This is a genomic window from Dyadobacter sp. (assembly GCF_039919315.1).
In the GTDB taxonomy this organism is placed as follows: domain Bacteria; phylum Bacteroidota; class Bacteroidia; order Cytophagales; family Spirosomataceae; genus Dyadobacter.
Window position 1 is genome coordinate 239,997 of the sequence record NZ_JBDSFX010000090.1, and the last position, 19,719, is coordinate 259,715.

The following is a 19,719-nucleotide window of genomic DNA, read 5'->3' on the forward strand; positions in this document are numbered from 1 at the left end:
AACACAAATCAAAACAATTAGCAACATGAAAACACTGGTAATAGGTGGAACAGGAAAAACAGGCAGAAAGGTAGTTCAACGTCTTACAGATCTGGGACTGCCGGTCAGGATTGGTTCAAGATCAAACATACCTGGTTTCGACTGGGAAAATAAAGATTCCTGGAAAGAGGCGCTGCACGAAATCAGCCAGGTATATATTACATTTCAACCCGATCTCGCAGTACCAGGCTCGGTAGAAGCAATTCAGGCACTTGTTGCCCTGGCAGCCAAAAGTGGCGTGAAAAAACTGGTACTTCTGTCGGGCCGCGGCGAACCGGAAGCACAGCTTTGTGAACAAATCGTAGCAGATTCCGGTCTCGACTGGACGGTGGTGAGAGCCAGCTGGTTTAACCAAAATTTTAATGAGGGATATCTTTTGGAATCCGTTCGGGCTGGCTATGTGGCGCTACCCGTGGGCGACGTCGGAGAACCATTCATTGATACCGACGACATTGCGGACGTGGTAACAGCGGCACTGACGGATGACAGTCACAACGGCAAAATTTACGAAGTGACAGGCCCGCGACTACTGACATTCAAGCAGGCCATTTCCGAAATAGCGGATGCTTCGGGCAGGGAAATTGTTTTTCAGGAAGTTTCGATGGAGGAATACACAGCCATGCTCACTACTTACGAAGTTCCTCAGGATGTGATCGAATTTCTGAGTTATCTGTTCGTCGAAGTCCTGGACGGACGCAATGCATCTATTAGCCATGGAGTAGAAGAGGCGCTGGGCAGAAAGCCAACGGATTTTAGTGAATTCGCGAAGCTAGCCGCGGCGGGTGGAGCTTGGGTGCCATTGGAGGCGTAACGCGCTGACAGCACTGCCCTTTATGGATTAGTATACTCGCTTGGCGACACGCCGAATTTTTTGCGAAAACGCTTGGCGAAGTAGGACTGCTCACTATACCCGACTGCATAGCCGATTTGCGAAAGCGAGTCGGCTTTCAGGCGTATCATTTCAGCGGCGCGCTGCAACCGGATATCGCTAATGAGCTCGTTGGGCGAGACTTCGAGCAATGCTTTTACTTTTCGAAATAATTGCGTCCGGCTGAGGCACATTTCATCGGCCAGCTGCTCCACACCAAACCCCGGCTCGCTCAAATGCAGCTCGATGGAAGCGATCATGCTTGATACAAACTTCTCGTCCGAGGACGGTACTATGCCTGTTTCTCTCGGTGCGAGCAGATTTTTGCGGTATTTCGCCGCGAGTTTTTTTCTTAGTTCGATGAGATTGGCTACCCGAACCCGCAGTTCTTCGGTCGAGAATGGTTTGGCCAGGTAATCATCGGCCCCGCGCCGTAATCCTTCCATGCGGGAGTCGGAATCGGTCTTAGCGGTGAGCAAAATGACGGGTATGTGGCTGGTACGGTCGTCTGTCTTGATTTTTTCAGTCAGCATCGTTCCGTCCATTTTGGGCATCATTACGTCGGAAATGATCAGATCGGGAATGTTTTCAACCGCCAATTTGAACCCTGCCTCGCCATTCTGCGCCTGAATGATTCGGAAATCGTCCTCAAAACAAGAGGCTATGAATTCCCTGAGCTCCTTGTTGTCCTCAATGATCAAAATGCAGCTGGAACGTACATTGCTAAACGTTTCCCGTTCGTCGATTTTCGGATCATCGAAATCGGTCTGGTCGCCGACTGGCGGCAGCTGATCCTGGACTACTATTTCGTCAAAATCCAGCTTTCCTTTTTGAATGGGCAGGATCACGGAAATGGTGGTGCCGACATTGACCTCGCTTTTCAGGTCAATGCTACCTTTATGAAGCTTCACGAGTTCGCCCACGAGCGTGAGCCCGAGGCCTGTACCGGGCTGACTGTCGTCTGCCATACGCCGGGTTTGGTAAAATGGTGAAAAAACATGGGGCAGCTCTTCCGCTGGAATGCCTTTTCCAGTATCCGCGACTTGAATAAACAGGTCACATTCATCATTCATCGTGTGGATGGTGAGATTCACCGAACCACCCGCACCCGTAAATTTCAGTGCATTGATCAGCATGTTGCTGGTAATCTTTTCCAGTTTGTCCTTATCAAACCATGCTTCGCCGGAAGGGACCTGAATGGATTTATTGAAACGGATCAGCTTGTTTTCCGCAAATGAATCGAATGAGGCCGTCAATACATGCAGAAATTCGGACAACCCTTCACCCTGCATCTGCAATTTCATTTTCCCCGCGTCGATTTTGGAAAGTTCGAGCAACTGGTTTACCAGATCGAGTAAGCGATTGGCGTTTCTTCGGACCAGCCGCAAGTCATTTTTGTGGGGTACCAGGAGCGAAGGGGAGGTGATCATTTCCTCGACCGGGGCGAGTATCAGTGAAAGCGGCGTACGGAATTCGTGTGATATATTGGCAAAAAGACGGGATTTTAATTCGTCGCTTTCTTTCAGTTTGTTGTTCAGTTCCGTCTGAATGTCAAGCATTTGCTTTGCTCTTAGTGCTTTGTTTTTTTGAAGCCTGTAAATGATCACAACGGCAGCCAGCAGGAAAAGAGAGCCTACGATCCAGATATTCTTCCATATCGTCTGTATCTGTTTTTCCTGTTCCAAAAACCGGATCATTTGTTCTTTTTTCTCTGTTTCAAAACGAGCCTCCATCTCCACGATCTGTCGGGTCTTTTTCTCGTTCAGCAGGCTGTCGCGGACTTCGTAATATTTTTCAACGTAATCATGCGCTTCCGGCGACTTGCCTTCGCGAACCTTTAAGTCAATGAGAGACAGGTAGATATTCTTAATGATCCGCTTAACATTCAGCTGTCGGGCAAGCGCAAGTGATTGATTTAGATATTGGTTAGCTTCTTCAAATCTGCCCTTATGAATCAGGACTTTGCCAATGTTATTCAAAATAGCAGCTTCCGCCGACCGGTTTCGGGTTTCCCTTGCGATTTCCAATGCCCTGTTGAAATAATAGGATTCCAGAGCCGGATCGTTCTTTCGTGACCTGGCATAAATTTCACCCATGTTGGAATAAACCTGCGACAAATGCAATGGCGAAATACGGTGCTGCCGGGCAATCAGCAATGCTTTTTTGTAAAGGGCCAGCGCGCGGTCATTTCGGTTTTGGGTATATTGTATCACACCTGAAAGATTATAAACTCTCGACAACAGGTCCCAGTTTTGGGTTTGAATACAAATTTTTTCCGCCCTGGAAATGTATGCTTCGGCTTTGGCAATCTCTTTCTGGTCGCGGTAATTGACAGCCAGTATTCTGTAACTTTCCGCAAGAATATCCGGCAAATGCTCCTTTTCAGCAATCGCGGCGGCCTGCATGGACTCGTCAATGGCAAGCTCACTATCCCCGAGTGCCCAGTAGCAATGCGCGATGCGGTACCTAGCCACTGCCTCGCCTTTTTGATAGGACAAACGTTCCGCGATGACCAGCGCTTTCTGTGCGTAATCCAGCGAAACCCGAAAGTCAAACCATTGCTCCTGAGAACTTAACGCATTGAGCATATTGACTTTGGTGGTATCGTTAGCTGAATGGCTTACTAATTGCCTTTTCAAAGCTTCCACCGACATTGTCTGGGAAAATGCATTTTGCGAAAGCAGGCAGACTATGCAAGTGCAGATCACCGCATCGTTTTTTATGCCTTTAAAAACAGTTAATAATGCATTCATCATGGCCTGAACTTGGAGATTGCAACCTGACAATCACCTGTTTTTTTACAGATATTCCTTGCAAGTTAATAAAACTTTAATCCAAGTAATTGATTCCAGTGGAGTCACCCGCTGATTATTTGATTCGTGTAACTATCTTATTTTCAGCTAATTATTTTTTTTAGATAGTCAGTGTGATCCTCGAATGCATCAGGACTATCCTTGAATGCAACAAAATTACCCCTGATCAAGCCGGGGCGGGTTGCTATACTCTCCGTTCACGGTATCACCTTACGTTCCCGCAAATCGTCAAAAATCTGCATGAACATTTTCTCCGTATCCACGTATTCATGGAAACCGTGCCTGCGGGATTTGGAGCCGTCTGCGAACATATCGTAGTCCCACGAAAAGACAAAATCGCCAAAACTCCAGGACGATACCTCTTCGTAAGTGTGTTTCAAACCGTACTTCGCCATCATGGCATTCCAGAGCGGCGCTTTATCTTCCATCATCACATTCAGCGACATGGGTAGGGGAGGTGCCACTTCCAAATCGAAGTAACGGGCTATTTTTGGCCACATTTCGCTCCATCTGAATAAGTCTCCATTGTTGATATTGAAAGCCTGGTTGGCGGTATTTTCTCCCGTCGCTGCCCATAATGTGGCGTGAGCGAGTAGTCCGGCGTCCGTCATTTCCAGCAGCTTGTCGTAGGCACCGGGCTTGCCGGGAAAGCGCAACGGCAACCCCAATTCTTTGGAAATGGAGGCGTACACCGCTATCACCAATGCGAGGTTCATAGGATTTCCCAACGCAAAACCCCCTACGACGGAAGGCCGGATCGCTGACCAGGTCCATGCTTTTCCTTGTTGCCTCTGTTCCAAAAACTGTTGCTGATCCACATTGAATTCCGGCGGCATATGCCCGGCGTCGGTTTCGCGGGCAGGAGTTTTGAAAGGACCCAAATGCGCACCGTACACTTTGTAGCCCTGCATCAGGCTGATATGCTGCAAATTTACGGCAACGTATTCTACCGCATCGACTACATTGACGAGCATTGCCACATTAGGTGCCACCAAGTCGTTCCAGGAAGGTCTGTCCTGATATGCGGCGTAAAAAATGTGGGTTATTTCCGTGAGGTCACTGAGTTTTTGCCGGGTATCTTCAGCATTCAATAAATCCACTGCGATGAAACGGTCTTTATCGGAAGACGCTCCGCCTCGTCTGGACAATCCTATCACATCCCAATCAGGAAGAGTGGCCAGGTATTCCACCAGATTTTTTCCGATCACACCTTGTGCGCCTACAACGAGGGCTACTTTTTTAGCGTTTGATTTAGCATTCATGACTTGTATCGCCTTTATTATTTGTTCGAAACAAAGGTATGGGCACTAGCAATGAATGTACTTGTATATTTGCATGGATAATTGGTAGAATGATGACGATTAAAATGATCGAGCAGTGAAAAAGTACATTCAAAATGAGTTTCTGAAAGTGTCGAACTTTAAGGCGCGGCAGTGGCAGCATCCGGTCCACAATCACAATCACTTTGAAATGATCTTCATTCACAGCGGGAAAGGATCTCATTGTGTATCAGCAATGCAGTATCCTTATGACGGTCAAAGCCTGTTCCTGCTTGCGCCTTGCGATTTTCATTATTTTCACATTGAAGCAGAGACAGAGTTTACTTTTTTGAAATTTACCAATGTCTATTTAAAAAGTATTGAAAATATACAAGTGCAGCGGCAATGGAATCAGGAAATTGATGCGTTGCTCATTCAGGCGGGACATCAGAATGCTCCCTTACAAGAAATGGGTGACGAAATCGGGAAGCTCGACAGGATCGTGAGGTTGGTGGTGGAGGAGTGGGCGCAGACTAAAAGTGAAGCGAACGAGACCATTTACTTTCTGATCCAGGCGATGCTATCTATCGTAAAACGCAACCAGAGTTACGCCCTAAGGCCTACACATCCCAAGCATTCGAAGAAAATCACAGAAATTGTTAACTACATTCACCAGCACATTTACTCCGTGGAAATGATCATGGTGGATCATCTGGCGGAAATTTTCGGTTACAGCAAACATTATCTGGGACTGTTTTTTCGGGAGCAAACCGGTATCACGCTCCGGGATTACATTAATCAGTACAAATTACAGCTGATCGAGAAGCGGTTGCAGTACAGCTCCTTGTCAATCAAGGAAATAAGCAACGAGTTTGGCTTCACGGATCTGAGCCATTTCAACAAATTTTTTAGGAAACATCGGAATATTGCCCCGTCCCGCTATCGGGGCGAGGTTAGTCTTTTGGGTGTCATTGAACCAGATAGCTGAACATTTGGATCAGTTACCCGCGCTGATCTTCACATCTGCGATGGTTGCGACCATCGGATCTGACTGGGTTTGCTGATGAATGGTCTGCTTCTTTTTCAGCATAAATGGTTTTTCAACAAAAATCCATGACAGGTAACCCAGTACCAATGCACCAACCAGCACAACGCCGAGGTATACCGGACTCTGCATGTATTTCAGGTAAACAAGGAGACTCAAAATCAGACCATGGTAAATGTATACGCCATAGCTGATATCATTGCCTTTCAGTACCTTATGAGCCAGTCCGTCGCCAGTGTAGGCCAGTGAAATCGCGCAAACTGTGAGTAGCAGGAGTGAGAAAACGGATAATGCAGGGATGTCCGAGGTAGCTACAAAGCTCTGTACCGCGATGTAGCCAATGATCCAGTAAAGGCCTTTTCCATGAATCCATTCGGATTTGTAGAATTGGAACCGCTGCATGATTACGCCGGCCAGGAACAGGTAAAAGTGCGGCAGGAAAGAGTAACGCAACAATTTTTCAAATTTTGTTTCATGATCGGTCGCCATACCCGGCAGCCACAACTTGGTGGCCAATGTAAAGGCAAGGAACAGCAGGAACACCAGCAGGAGAATGTTGTTGCTCTGTTTTCTCTTTCCCATCAGCAGGTACACGAGCGGGAGCATCATATAAAACTGTAATTCAACGGAGATGGTCCAGAGGCTTCCATTGTAAGAGCCAAAACCGAAATCGGCCAAAAAGTAGGGCGTGTAAATGAAGCCAAACATCTGACTAATCAGCCAGATAGGGGCAGACTTGTTAATATAATTGAAACCCAGCAGGCTTGTTACCAGCACCGTAAGAAGCAGGCAGGCCCAAAGACCGGGGAATATCCGCAATGCACGGTTGCGGAAATACTGTTTCAGGCTGGTACTACGCTCGTAGGAAGCAGAAATCAGGTATCCGCTGAGTGCGTAAAATATGGGTACGCCCGGGAAAAAAGACCAGGGAGCAAACCACGCGGAATCCGTGATGTTGAGGTGATAAATGGAGTGCAAAACTAAAACTTGTATTGCGGCTAAAATCCGGATCAAATCAAAATTGTTAACCTTAAAATTCTTTTCCATAGGATAGGTTATGACGGGTTTCCATTTTCATAAAACTTTACGCGCCTTGGTATTTTCATTGTAATAATAAAATTGACTGCTATGGCAACGATCAGAGAAAGGAAAGCTAAAAATGGCAGGTCAATAAAACGAATCTGGTGATTGATCAATATTTTCGATAAATAGAAACTGATCACAAATACGTGTGTCAGATAAAGCGGGAATGAGATGCCGTCGAGATAAAATAATAATCGTGACAGTAAATTGATCCGGTAACAAATAATGCAAATACTGATGTATGCAATAAATGAAAAGAAGTCATTGTACATTTTACCGGCAGCCCCAAAATACTTAACCAGCAGCCCCATGATCGCGAGCGAAACTAATGCGATCAATATGTAAGTCCACAGCTCTTTGGAGATCAATTTTTGCAGCACATTCTTTTTGCAAATGGCCATGCCGAGCACGAATTCCCATAGAAATTGAAGAAAGAAACTGTTAAACTGCCGTGTCTCTTCCTGGCCGATGAATAACACCCATCCGCTGTAAAGCAACGAGATGAAAGTTGCACCAAGCAATCCCTGAACGGGACTCACCCTGTTGAACAATACCCTGATCACCGGGAAGAATATGTAAAACTGGATCAAAGCGGACATGTACCAGAATTGCCCGCCGAAGCTGGAAATTTGCGAGGTAAACATCTTAAAAAGAAATATATGACTCAGATAACTTTCCCAACCGTCGTGATATAAATTCAATGAAATGTTGAGTAAAAATATACCACTAATGATGTAGTAGTACGGCTTGATTACTTTGTGAAACCTGGCTTTGTAAAAATTCAATGCACTGGAATAACGGCTGTTCATTAAGCCATATCCAGAAGCGAAAAAGAAAAGATGAACGCCAGCTCCGCCCAGATTAATTGCACTTGCAATTAATCCGGGTAAGCTCATTTGCTGTAAGAAATGAAAAAAAACAATGGTAGTTATCGCAAATCCGCGACCATAGGAAAGGAATGGCTGATGCTTTTGCATATCAATTTTTTTACTTTTTTCAGCAGGATTTGAAATCGTGTTGTTCATTTCAAAATGTTCTTGCTGAGGGATAATAGATTGGTTTTTGCAAGAAGGTCACAACACATTTCCAGCATACATAATGTTCTTATCGGCTAGTGAAGGCCATTGGGTATACACGCGGTCGGCCAGGTGAACAGCTAATTTGCCGCTTAATGACATTTTCTCAACATTAGCGATACTGTCAAGCCATATTGTCTTGGCTCCCAGCATTTTACCGGCAAAAATGCCTAGTACGCCAGGAGCTGCTCCTGTGGAAATTACGATGTCTGGCCTCGTCAATACCATTACTTTCAGTACTTGAAAGGCAACCAGGAGAAGTTTGAATTTATTCCAACGGCTCGCATCGGGAATGGTGTAAAATTTGTGGCCCTGCACAGTCTCACCCAGGTTTTTGTGCGTAGAAATGTAGAATACTTCGTGGTACTCAAATGCAGGGGCGATTCGTTGTAACTCGATCCAATGACCACCTCCGGAAGAAATTGCAGCAATTTTCATAGTAGTAAGATTTAATTATGATAGAAAAAGGGTTGAAATTCAAAAGGTACTAAGAGGTCTTTATATATAGATTGTACTTGTTTTAATACTTCGCGAATGTCATAACTGCTTACAATTCTCAGGGATTCAGCTCCCATAAAATTCAGCATCGTTTTGTTATGAATGACCGTATCTATTTTATTTTCGAGATCGTTTTTATCTCCGGGAGTGATGAGGTAGCCGTTAATTCCTTCTTTCACTACTTCCGGTATTCCGCCCACATGGCTTGCAATAATTGGTTTGCCATAACTCATCGCTTCCAGGATCGCAATCGGCAAGCCTTCGTTGTAAGACGGGAGAAGAAGTATGTCACAAGCATTGAGTAATTCATGCTTCAATTTTCCATCCACCCAGCCTGCATAATTCACGAAGCCATTCAGCTGATGATTAGCGATATAAGCTTGTAGTTTTTCAACTTCCCCGTCACCGCCAATGGTCAATGTGATGTTATCCTGATAAAATCCACGATTTCTTGAAATCACATCCAATAGATCGAATAATCCTTTCCGATCACCGATCCGGCCCAGAAATAGGAATGAAATATTGGAATCGTCTGTCAGGTCTTTTTGCATGCTGTTATCCGGAATTTCGACTGGATTGGGCAGAATGGAAACCTGTTTGGGAGTGAAATTAGTCAAAATGAAATTTTCCCAGCTTTTAGAAAGGACGATGATCGAATCTGATTCATTGATAAGATGCTGAACTAGCTTTTTAGCCAGTGAATTGGTTTCGGCGTAGAAAGTATGAAATTCTGCGGCGTGTAAATGATATACAAATTTTTTACCAAATACATATTTGGCTAGCAGGAATATCAGATACTTTCTGTAAAAACTTCCGAAAGATGCACCGTGTATATGCAAAACTTTGATTTCCTGTTGGGTGCATAACTCCCAGAGAATTTTCACCAGTGAAACCACGAAAAATGGGATGTTCAGAATGGCGTTATAATTTCCTTCGTAGGATGCCACAAATCTGAATTCCGGTACATGTTTTTCGTACGTAGCGATCACGGCGCCCATACCACCTTTATGGCGGATGTAGTTAGGGCCAATATGCAGTACGTTTTTGAAAGAGGAGGTATTAGTCATAAACAATTTATTTCGAATTAGATTACCGGTTCCGGTGTTTGGTGAATCTGTGTATTTTTAATAATCCGGGCCGGATTTCCAACAACAATAGAATTAGCAGGGATACTTTTAACAACCACCGAACCAGCTCCGATCACCACATTGTCGCCAATGACCACATCACCAAGAATACAGACACTCGCTCCGATATTTACATTGTTACCAATGACAGGGCACGCACCATTGTCCGTCTTATTTCCGATGGTAGTGGACTGACGCAAAACACAATTCTTGCCGATAACCACATCGCGGTGAATAACAATGGCTGGAAGGTGATAAACTGTCAGACCAGCGCCTATTTTTACCTGATGTGGAATTTCAATTCCTAGAATCCATTCAAAAATTAATTTGTAAAATATCCGAAATGGTAATAGTACAATGCGCGCTAAAATATTACCTGATGGTAGGTTAGCGATCCTGAAAAAGGTGCTGAATATCCTGCCTTTTGTATTGATTGAATTAGCTTCCCAATCCTGTATGATAAACTGATAAATCCCCATTATTTGCTGATGTTTATACTGTCCAGATTTAATAGCGCCTTATCACTTTCCATTTCTTTAAGCAATTGTTCTTCCCATTCATTCACAATGTTGACCACGTGATACCGGTTGCTGTTTTGCACGGAATTCGAAGCCATTTTATATCTGAGACTATCGTCCTGCATTAAATTTACTAAGCTAATCCGGAAAGCATCGGCATCGTTTTGTTGAATGATGAAACCATTCTTTGCATTGGTTACGACGTCATAAATCGCTGAGAAATTGTCAAATACCACTGGTACCACACCATTTTGCTGTGCTTCGAGCAGGGACATGGGCAAGCCTTCCCAGATAGAGGTCATCAGGAATATGGAAGCACGTTCGTAATAGGTACGCACATCGTCCTGGTGGCCGAGAAATGTAACATTGGTTAATTTGTTATCAGAAACGATTTTTTTGTACTGATTTTCATCTGGCCCGCTGCCTACAATGAGTAATTTCCATCCATGATCATATTGTTGCGAAATGCGTTTCCAAATGTCGAGTGCTACGGATATTTTCTTCTGTTCTTCTTCCAGTCGGCTGACGATCAGGACGATTTTTTCTTTGCCTAATAGTTGCGCCTGCGAAATATTGTTAGCGAATGTCAGCGGATTCGGAATGGAGGTAAGCTTGTGCTCCTTTTCTATAACGGAATATATTTCACGGAATGAATCAATGAATGAATCGGATAGTAAAACGAATTTGTCGGATAATTGATAAAGCGCAGAAGTCGAGCTTATATAAGGATTGTAAAATGGGTAAATGATTTTTTTTAGAAACGTTTTAGCTACTTCCTTTAAAGATTTGACAGATGGTTTCCGGTTCGGAGTGCGAAATGAACTCTGCCAGTAATCCGGAGATGCGTGAAGGAAGGTGTAAAACGGATGGGTTGGATATAGTTTACGAATCTTTTGAAATAGTTTAATGTAATTGGGCAGATAGGTATTTTGGCAAACAAGCACATTGATCTGATTTTGAATGATAAAATCAAGTATTAGTTCTTCTTGTACACCATACGAATCATTCAGACTGATTTTTAGCTTACTTTCGTCAGCATATAGCGGGTTTTCATTGGAATCATATACATAGAAACACCGGTAACCACGGCTAGTCAATTCTTTGCTGATAATGTCTGTTACCCTGGGTACTCCGCCGTCCGCAGGCGAGCATGAGCGCTGGAAAAAAAGAATGTTGGTCTGTTTCATTTTCTAGTTTTTTTCGAGTTCCAAAAGCACATTGTCGAACATATCGACATACTTCCCGGCCAGCACTTCCGGCGCGTAGTTTGCCTGGTTGTAAAGCACTATTTGTTGCTGCAAGCCCTCATATTCCGCGGCGTGTTTTTCGATCCTTTCGAGTAACACACGTTCCAGATCTTCCAGATTTTCAGATTCAAAAATGAAGCCGTTGACATGGTCTTTCACTTCATCCGTGAAACCCGGCAAATCTGAGGTGATCACGGGCAAATTGTATTGAAACGCAACTTTTAATGCACCGCTTTGCGACATTTCCTTGTATGGAAAGAGCATGTAATGACTGGATGCGCACAGGTCGGGAATTTCTGAATTCTGGTGAAACCGGATGTTGCATTCAAATACTTCGGGATATTTGATACGTGCCGCATAGCTTTCCCAGTCTGAACAAGAACCGTTTATGGAGATTTTAAATCCCCGAACGCCGCGCTCGTAAAGTTTACATCCGGCATCGATCAATAACTCAATATTTTTGTTGGAATGTATGGATCCGAAAAAGAGAAATACAATTTCATCATTGCGTTTTTCTGCCGTGCTTTTTCCGAAATCTTTCAATCCCAATGGCGTAATGTATATTTTGGAACGCGTAAATGTCGAGCGAAATAGAGCGGCCTGACTGTCAGAAAACATATTCACATAATGCACGGTTTTGAAGGAAAGCGCAAATACGATTTTCGCCAGCCAGGGCATTGAAAAACTGGGTTTTACAGAACCATCATGGGCCGTTACGACAGTACGCGATTTGTTCAGGCGCCAGTACAATGGCAGCACATATGGACTCGTAGGTACGTAATTGAAATAGACCAGCTCGGATCCGATAGCCTGAATTCTGTTATAGACTTTCTCGTAAAAGAAAAGCATTTTCGGGCTTCTTGCTCTGTGGGTCCAGTAAATTACTTCAATCGTCAGACCGGGTAATTGATTGAGTTCGATGAAATCTTTTTCGGAAAATCTTGCATTGGTATGAGGCAACAGAATGATCCAGTGAACATTGAAATGTTCAAGTATCCCGGTCCAGATATCCGGATTGGAATCACAGTCCACGAAATAATCCGGGGTAACCCAGGTTATCGAGCTTTTGCGGGAAGGAAGACTGACAGACCTATTCATACCGAACTTTTGATTTTTCTTTAAGACTTAAAATGACCGCGTAAATGATTTCCGGAATAGAAAGCTGGTATTTTTTGCGAACTGTAAACCATTTGATAAATGCCCCAATGCTGGTATCGCCCGAGTAAATGGTACGGATCTTCTTTTTCTGAATAAATAATTTCAGTTCCTGTTGAATGCTGGTCCTGATCAGTTTATCAATGGTGTTTTCCGGATTTTCAGCGACGAAATTTTGCAGCCATTTTCCTTCCTGCATGATCGCGTCCATTTTGATATTGATATTTCCCGTGGAAGAAATAGTCAATGGATTTTGACGGTACATAAACACCGGCTCGTTGGTGTGTGCGATACCGTTTTTGTGTGCAGCGATGTAAGATGAAATGTCGTCAGACGCCCAAGCTAATGGCAGTTTATAGAATCCATTATTTTCGCGAAGCGTCTCAGTTCTATACACATAATCTGAAATAAAGAAGAGACGGGTACCTCTCATCCGCTCCAAAATAGAATCGTAAACGGATTCGAATTCAGGTCTTGGCTCTGTCAAACGGATGGGTTCGGATTTTTCATTGATGATCAAAGTCCGGCAATGATAAACTCCACAAGCAGGATATTTTTGGATCAGATTGACAAATTCACTCAGGTAATTCGGGGCCATTTTATCATCGTCCCCCATGAGAATAAAGAAATCGCCCGTTGCATAGGACAAACATTTATTCCAGTTATCCACCACATTGATCGCACCAAAATTCTTTTCATTTCTGACATATTTTATTTTATCAGAATGAAAGGTTTCAACGATGGTATCAAGGTTTTCGGGAGAAGCATCATTGACGATAACAATCTCGAAATTGGTGTAGGTTTGGGACAACACGCTATCGATACATTCTTTTAAGAACGTAGCCTTGAATGCTGGTATGCCGATAGTAAATTTCATCGATTATGGAAGTTGAGTATTGTATTCCCGTGCTATTTTGTTTTGCTCGTATATCAATTGCAGGCAATACAGGACGCATACATTTGAAAAAATAAAGTACATCGAGTAGGTGTAATCCGAGGTCAGACAGGTGAGCAAAAGAAAAGCGAGATAGTATTTCAGATATTGATAATCTTCCGGAATTCTCATCAAAAGCCCTCGGATGAAAATAATGAGGTAACCGATTACCGGCAGAATGCCGAACATAATGTAGAAACCGATAAACCCGAGATCCGTCAGGAAATAACCGTAAGTATCTCCCAGATAGATCGTATATTTTCCGTAGTCAGAAGTATTGTTTGGGAATCCATTACCCAGCACGCGACTCAGTGTATTGGGTGAAAAATCAGTGAGAAAATAGTCTGCTGCTAAAACCCGGATGTATTGATCGCCGTCTGCAACTGTTTCTTTTTGTGTTTCAATTAACCCTTTCGAGACCGGATTGTCGGAATAAAGCAGGAGTAACATGGCGCCTGCGAAGAATGCCAGCGTGGCGACTTTCCATGGTAATGTAACCCTTTTGAGATAGTGAAAAAGAGGTACCAGCATCACAAGGGCAATGTTCTGGCGCGTTACCTGAAGGAACGTAACCGCAATACCCATGATGATGAATGTAATGTAGATCCACCTGAATTTGGACTTCTCTACACTTCTGTTAACAGAAATAAAGTAGGACAGAAAAAACACGCCTGCACCAGGAAAATTGATCCTGATAATTCCCCTGTCGATCGTAAACTCGTCCTTAAATCCGAAATAGACCGTGTCGCTGTGTGTAAATTGGAACAGAAACAATATCATGTAAATAAACCCGTATGAAATGATGATCTTTTCGATCATGTGCATCGGGTAGCGTATGTGCAGGAGATAGAAAAACACAAACCAGATCAGGTAAGGAGTCGTACTCATGCTGTGTACCACGCCTTGCCCCCACGAAAAGTAGGCCATTACGATCGAGAATGCGATGGAAATACTGATCAATTGCAATGGTAGTATAAAACCTTCGCTTTTCCGGAAAATAAAAGGCAATGAAATAACAATAGCACCCAATTGGTAGGCATATCCTATACTCTTCAAAATGCCCTCTGTCGCAAACTTGACAGAGAATATATTGATAGAGAATATCACCAATAGTATGATAAATACGTCCGTATATTTTCTTGAAATACTGATCATACAATTAATCAATTTGAGATTTAACGGTACTGGTCCTTCTCAGTATTTTATTCACAATGGGCTCGCCATATTCCTGCAATAGCGATACCGTGAAATATTGAAAATTGATAGGATTGATCTTTTGTTTTCTCAAAACCAGGTACATACTGGTGAAAAGGAAAATCTCAGTAACCAGCCAGTTTAATGTGGTACCCATATATCCCCATTTGGATATCATCAGGAAATTGAGAACAATGCTGAGAATTCCGGCGCTCGCTGTTATTTTCAGAAAGTACTTATCCATTCCCAGGTTCAGCATGATTTGCACGCCCAGCATGTTGTTCAATGCGAACAGCAACGGGACCACCGCGAGGATTTGAAATACGGGAATGGCTGCGTCAAATTTGGATCCGTAAAATAATTTAATCGCTATCGGTCCCAATGTGAGCATGAGCAAAGATGCTGTGCCACAGTAAACTATGATCAGTGGAATGAGTTTTTGGGTCACTTTTACTCCCTGCTCACGGCTCTCACCAAATGCTTTTCCAATGAATGGATAAAAGGCTTCTGACAATGGCATGGTGAGTACGGATTGGGCGATGATGATCAGTCGCTGGGCAGCCGTGTAATATCCAACCTGCGCTGAGTTTTGGTACAAACCGAGAATTACGGTGTTGGTAGTGGTGTAGAGATTGACAAAAATCAGGGAAAAGAAAATCGTCCTTTCTTCCACCAAAACTTGCATGCAGCGGGAGAACGGTACAATGGTTAATTTGAGATTATACTTTTTATAAGCCCAAAGGAATGCCCACAATGCAACCGCGGTTTGAATGACGCCGATCAAAAATGGTTGCCAGATATAGTCCTCATTTTTCTGTATGACAATCAGGATCAGAATGGTAAATGCAAGACGGCTTACGAAATTGAATATCGCAACTTTGGAAAGATCCTGCATTGCCTGGAAAATCCAGTTTTGTGTGAACAGATTACCAACGCATATCAGGTAGGAGAATATAATGACTGTCTTGTTCTCGCTGAATTCACTTACTGTAAATAGGAGGATCAGGAAAATGAATGTGGCGAAAAGAAACAGGAGAATTTGAGTGCAAAATACTTCGCTGAATATTTTGTTCCGGTATTCTTCATTATGCGGATCTTTAACGAGTTTTCGGGTAGCTGAAAAAGCAAAACTATAACTGATAATTAGATTGAAATAGGCAATGTAAGCGGCGGAAAAGTTAATGATACCGAATTTTTCTGGCCCGATTATACGTGAGTAAATAGGTACGGATATCAATGGTAAAACGTAATTAGCTACCTGAACTATCGTGAGAGAGAATAGATTTTTGGTAAGCTGTTGTCTGGACTTATCCGCACTCATTGGCCTGGATTTGATGTATGAATCGTTGAGTTTTATTCCTTCTGTAATGATCTGCTTTATCAGAACCTTCCGCCAAAGTCACCAAAAATAGCGGTGAGTTTATTCCGGTTTTCCGCTGCGTAATAGTTTTTATCGTAATTGTATCCGTAGCCGAATTTCACCCGGTGAATACCATTAAAAACCAGGTTAACATTGACCAAATGCTTTTGATTGTAAAGCTCTTTGATAAAATTGATTTCCGATTTTCCGGTTACGCCCTGGCGGATCATGTACAATGTGCAGTCGCTCAACCGGGAAAGTATCATAGCCTCAGGAACCATATGTACGGGCGGGCTGTCGATGATAATGTCGTCGTAAGTTGCTCTTAATTCGTTGAGCAACTGCTCCAAACGGTGTTTTTCAAGCAATTCTGACGGGTTGTCAATCGGTGTGCCGGCGCTGATAATGTCCAGATGCTCATCAATTCCCGAATTCTGAATGATGTCCTGCAGGGATGTTGCGTCGTTGAGGTAATCGCTGATACCGGGATGCTCACTGTTAAGGTTAAACGTCTTTGCAATTTTCGGTTTGCGCATATCCAGTTCAAGAATCACCGTTTTTCTGTTGGAGAAAGCCAGTGTCAGACCCAGATTTCCGCATACGAAACTTTTACCTTCACCCGGTACGCTCGACGTGATGAGCGTCACCCTGCCCGACTCTTTCTTGCCGTACAAATGATACAATTTGATCCGTAATGTCCTGAACTGCTCTCCGACGATGGTTCCGCGATTTTTGGAAATGGCAAGTGGATTCTGAGTAGTTTCAAAAGGCAGTTCAACCAGAATGGGGATATCGATCAGGGTCTTAATGTCCTGCACCGTAGTAATGCGCGCTTTCAGAAGCTCTCTCACATAGATAAACCCGATAGGCAATCCCAATCCAAGCAGCAGTGCTGCGGCGAGGGCCAGGGATTTCATGCTTCCCTTCGGCGGTCCGGCGTATGCTTTGTCGATAATATGGTTGTCGGCGTGGGCGGTGGCGTAACTTACGGACGCTTCTTCACGCTTTTGCAGCAGGTAAGTATATAGGCTCTCCTTAATTTCCTGCTGCCGTTTGATATTAATATACTGTCTCTCCTGATTAGGTATGTCTTTAATCGAGGATTCGAAACGGTTGTTAAATGAAAGCAATTTCTCCCGTGTATTTTGCAATGAAGATTTAATGCTTCCTACATTCTCTTTAATCGCTGATTTCGTAACTGCAATCTGTCTGTTAATCGGTTCGAAATCCGGATTCGTTTCAGGAGTCGTTGCCAAAAGTCTTTCTCTCTGCAATTGAAGTTGCGCCAGTTTTTCAATTAAGCTACTCAAAGCAGGATCTTCCACGCCTAATGTAGCTGGTGATTTTTCTAAATTTTGTGAAGAGTTAACATATCTTTCAATTCCTTCAATGACACTGAGTTGTACATTCACCTCATTCATGCGCACATCATTGGACTGCATATTTTCCAGACGGATCTTGGTTTCAGAACTGATGTCTGTAAGTCCGCGGCTGCTTTTGAAATATTCAATTCCTTTTTCCGCTGCGGTCAATTCACCGGTCAAGGTCGCCAGGCGCTGGTCGATAAAGCTTAGTGTGCTTTTTGTTTCTTCTTTTTTAGCTTCAAAACCAGCCAGGTTGTAATTGAAAATCAACCCATTCAAAAAATCCTTACCTCTTTGCGGTATTTCGTCATTAATAGACAAGATAACCGCCGTAGAAAGCTTGTTGGATAATGCTACATTCGTATTTTTCTGATATTGAATGGCGAGTTTTTCCGGATCTGAAATTACAACCTGAATGGATGTTCCTGCATAGTCAGGCAGATTATCGTTGGCTTCCAGCTTCCATGTTCCGAATTTATTTTCGAATGTGTCTTTGAAATAGAGTTCTGTTTGAGTCCCACCGGGCATCGTGATCAGAAACGATTTTTTATCTTTAATGGTCAAATTAATAACTCCTGCATTCTCAGTTTCACTTGCTTTTAAAACAGTGAGTTTGACAGGACTGGTTTTATAAAGTTCCTGAAACGAGATACCATTTTTCTTTTGATAAGAAATATTCAATGTCAGGTCTTTAATAACTTCCCCGATCAGTTGTTTTGACTTGATGATTTCAAATTCATTCTCAATTAATCTGGATGAATTGACCATGTCGATCTCATGAAGTGGTGTCTGCGAGTCGGGGGATTTCTTTTCATCCCGGATCAGTAATGCGGCTTTGATTTCGTAAACTGGTTTAACCGTTTGTAAATAAAGATACAATCCGGAAAGTGCTAGGCCAAGGCTGATCATAAAGAGCGGCCAATGGTACAGATATTTTTTTACGGTGCCAGCTACATCAATAGTCTGAGCTTTTTTCTCTGGGATCGTAAATGTTGTAAAACGTGCTTGTTGAGTACTCATATTCGACTACCTGTATAAGTTTGAGAGAACAATAGCAATGATAGAAAGGCCGGAAAGTAACAGCGTGGTAACCCGGTATCCACGATCAACTGTCGCATATTTGGTACGATCTGGCTGAACGTATATTTCGTCGTTATTTTTCAAATAGAAATAGGGAGATTCAAATATCTTTTTGGAAGTAAGGTCGATTGGGATAAAATTTCTTTTGCCATTTTCTTCCCGCACCAGGATAATGTTATTCCGTATTGCAGTAATGTTCAGATCGCCTGCCATACTCAGCGCTTGCGTAATGGTAGTGCGCTCGTTTTGTAATGTATAAATATTCGGATGTTGGACATCACCGTAGACTGAAACTTTAAAATTGAGAATTCGAATATTAACAACCGGATCTTTGTAATATTTTAAAAGAGTAGTCGTCAATGTATCACTCAGTTGAGAAGATGTAAGTCCCGCAACTTTCACGTTTCCAAGCAATGGTAATTGGATAGCTCCCTTTGGATCAACCAGATAACCTGTAACGGGATTATTAGAAGACTGATCGAAACTGCTTCCGTTTACCCTGTTTAAATTATAATTGAAAATAGAAGATGATTCCGGATTTCTGCTCGTCACATTTATTCCTAAAATATCTGCCGGCTGAATAGTAAGTGGTGAATAATTATTTACGTTTTCAACGACAATAGAATCTCTTCTCAGGTCTTTAAAATAAGGAACCTTTTTATATGAGCTACATGAGAAACCAGATATTACCAATGTTAAAATCGCTGCACCGTAAAGTGTGCGATAAATCGGACTAATTACCGGAGCATTATAAAACCTGTGAATCTGATTTGATTTGATTTTTTCAAAACTTAAAAACCAGGAGTGAAATACCTGTACGATTGACTTCATGCTGACAGAGGAACGTTGATTACAGCATAAAATAAGATATTACTGGTTGTTTAATTAAACTTTTTGGGGTGTTGCTTAAAGAGTCTGGGGTGCAACTGCGAAATACAGGGGTGTAAAAAATTGAAAAAACGCAGATCGACGGGAACAGGTCTCGCACTGCCATTTGTATCGCATAATTCGTGCAGAACCCAATGTTTGAGCCAAACATTGATAAGTTCAATATATTAT

General features: G+C 42.9%; 16 protein-coding genes. 2 read left to right on the forward strand and 14 right to left on the reverse strand.

The window, feature by feature from the left end; all coding sequences use genetic code 11:
- Positions 1-25: 25 nt before the first annotated feature.
- Positions 26-850 (forward strand): NAD(P)H-binding protein, encoded by an 825-nt coding sequence (locus tag ABIO93_RS26675; protein WP_348073057.1) that lies wholly within the window; start codon positions 26-28, stop codon positions 848-850.
- A gap of 20 nt (positions 851-870) precedes the next feature.
- On the opposite strand, the gene ABIO93_RS26680 is transcribed toward ABIO93_RS26675, so the two are convergent.
- Both ABIO93_RS26680 and ABIO93_RS26685 read right to left on the reverse strand, forming a co-directional pair.
- On the reverse strand, positions 871-3,663 hold the full coding sequence (locus ABIO93_RS26680; protein ID WP_348073058.1) for a response regulator: 2,793 nt from the start codon (positions 3,661-3,663) through the stop codon (positions 871-873).
- Positions 3,664-3,917: 254 nt separating this feature from the next.
- On the reverse strand, positions 3,918-4,982 hold the full coding sequence (locus tag ABIO93_RS26685; RefSeq protein ID WP_348073059.1) for an SDR family oxidoreductase: 1,065 nt from the start codon (positions 4,980-4,982) through the stop codon (positions 3,918-3,920).
- Between the two features lie 115 nt (positions 4,983-5,097).
- Between ABIO93_RS26685 and ABIO93_RS26690 the strand changes: the two genes are divergently transcribed.
- Complete coding sequence (locus ABIO93_RS26690; protein ID WP_348073060.1) at positions 5,098-5,967, forward strand: AraC family transcriptional regulator; 870 nt, start codon at positions 5,098-5,100, stop codon at positions 5,965-5,967.
- A gap of 9 nt (positions 5,968-5,976) precedes the next feature.
- Here the strand turns inward: ABIO93_RS26690 and ABIO93_RS26695 are convergent, their stop codons facing one another.
- The 12 genes from ABIO93_RS26695 to ABIO93_RS26750 form a co-directional block, all read right to left on the reverse strand.
- The gene (locus ABIO93_RS26695; protein ID WP_348073061.1) at positions 5,977-7,071 is read right to left on the reverse strand and encodes an acyltransferase; all 1,095 of its coding nucleotides are present in this window, start codon (positions 7,069-7,071) and stop codon (positions 5,977-5,979) included.
- Positions 7,072-7,079: 8 nt separating this feature from the next.
- Positions 7,080-8,084: an acyltransferase gene (locus ABIO93_RS26700; protein WP_348073062.1), complete on the reverse strand. Its 1,005-nt coding sequence runs from the start codon at positions 8,082-8,084 to the stop codon at positions 7,080-7,082.
- Positions 8,085-8,180: 96 nt separating this feature from the next.
- Positions 8,181-8,621: an oligosaccharide biosynthesis protein Alg14 gene (locus ABIO93_RS26705; RefSeq protein ID WP_348073063.1), complete on the reverse strand. Its 441-nt coding sequence runs from the start codon at positions 8,619-8,621 to the stop codon at positions 8,181-8,183.
- 11 nt (positions 8,622-8,632) lie between these two features.
- Positions 8,633-9,748, reverse strand: coding sequence for a glycosyltransferase family 4 protein (locus ABIO93_RS26710; protein WP_348073064.1), 1,116 nt, complete (start codon positions 9,746-9,748; stop codon positions 8,633-8,635).
- A 17-nt stretch (positions 9,749-9,765) separates the two neighbouring features.
- On the reverse strand, positions 9,766-10,287 hold the full coding sequence (locus tag ABIO93_RS26715; RefSeq protein ID WP_348073065.1) for a DapH/DapD/GlmU-related protein: 522 nt from the start codon (positions 10,285-10,287) through the stop codon (positions 9,766-9,768).
- Positions 10,287-11,513 (reverse strand): glycosyltransferase, encoded by a 1,227-nt coding sequence (locus ABIO93_RS26720; RefSeq protein ID WP_348073066.1) that lies wholly within the window; start codon positions 11,511-11,513, stop codon positions 10,287-10,289. Before ABIO93_RS26720 ends, ABIO93_RS26715 begins: the two co-directional genes overlap by 1 nt.
- 3 nt (positions 11,514-11,516) lie before the next feature.
- On the reverse strand, positions 11,517-12,671 hold the full coding sequence (locus ABIO93_RS26725) for a glycosyltransferase family 4 protein (RefSeq protein WP_348073067.1): 1,155 nt from the start codon (positions 12,669-12,671) through the stop codon (positions 11,517-11,519).
- Positions 12,664-13,605, reverse strand: coding sequence for a glycosyltransferase family 2 protein (locus tag ABIO93_RS26730; protein WP_348073068.1), 942 nt, complete (start codon positions 13,603-13,605; stop codon positions 12,664-12,666). The genes ABIO93_RS26725 and ABIO93_RS26730 overlap by 8 nt, the downstream gene beginning before the upstream one ends.
- 3 nt (positions 13,606-13,608) lie before the next feature.
- On the reverse strand, positions 13,609-14,817 hold the full coding sequence (locus tag ABIO93_RS26735; protein ID WP_348073069.1) for a hypothetical protein: 1,209 nt from the start codon (positions 14,815-14,817) through the stop codon (positions 13,609-13,611).
- Positions 14,818-14,821: 4 nt separating this feature from the next.
- The gene (locus tag ABIO93_RS26740) at positions 14,822-16,177 is read right to left on the reverse strand and encodes a flippase (RefSeq protein WP_348073070.1); all 1,356 of its coding nucleotides are present in this window, start codon (positions 16,175-16,177) and stop codon (positions 14,822-14,824) included.
- Between the two features lie 59 nt (positions 16,178-16,236).
- Positions 16,237-18,600, reverse strand: coding sequence for a polysaccharide biosynthesis tyrosine autokinase (locus ABIO93_RS26745; protein ID WP_348073071.1), 2,364 nt, complete (start codon positions 18,598-18,600; stop codon positions 16,237-16,239).
- A 6-nt stretch (positions 18,601-18,606) separates the two neighbouring features.
- Positions 18,607-19,491 carry a polysaccharide biosynthesis/export family protein gene (locus tag ABIO93_RS26750; protein WP_348073072.1) on the reverse strand — a complete coding sequence of 295 codons (885 nt, stop codon included), beginning with the start codon at positions 19,489-19,491 and terminating at the stop codon, positions 18,607-18,609.
- Positions 19,492-19,719: the final 228 nt, after the last annotated feature.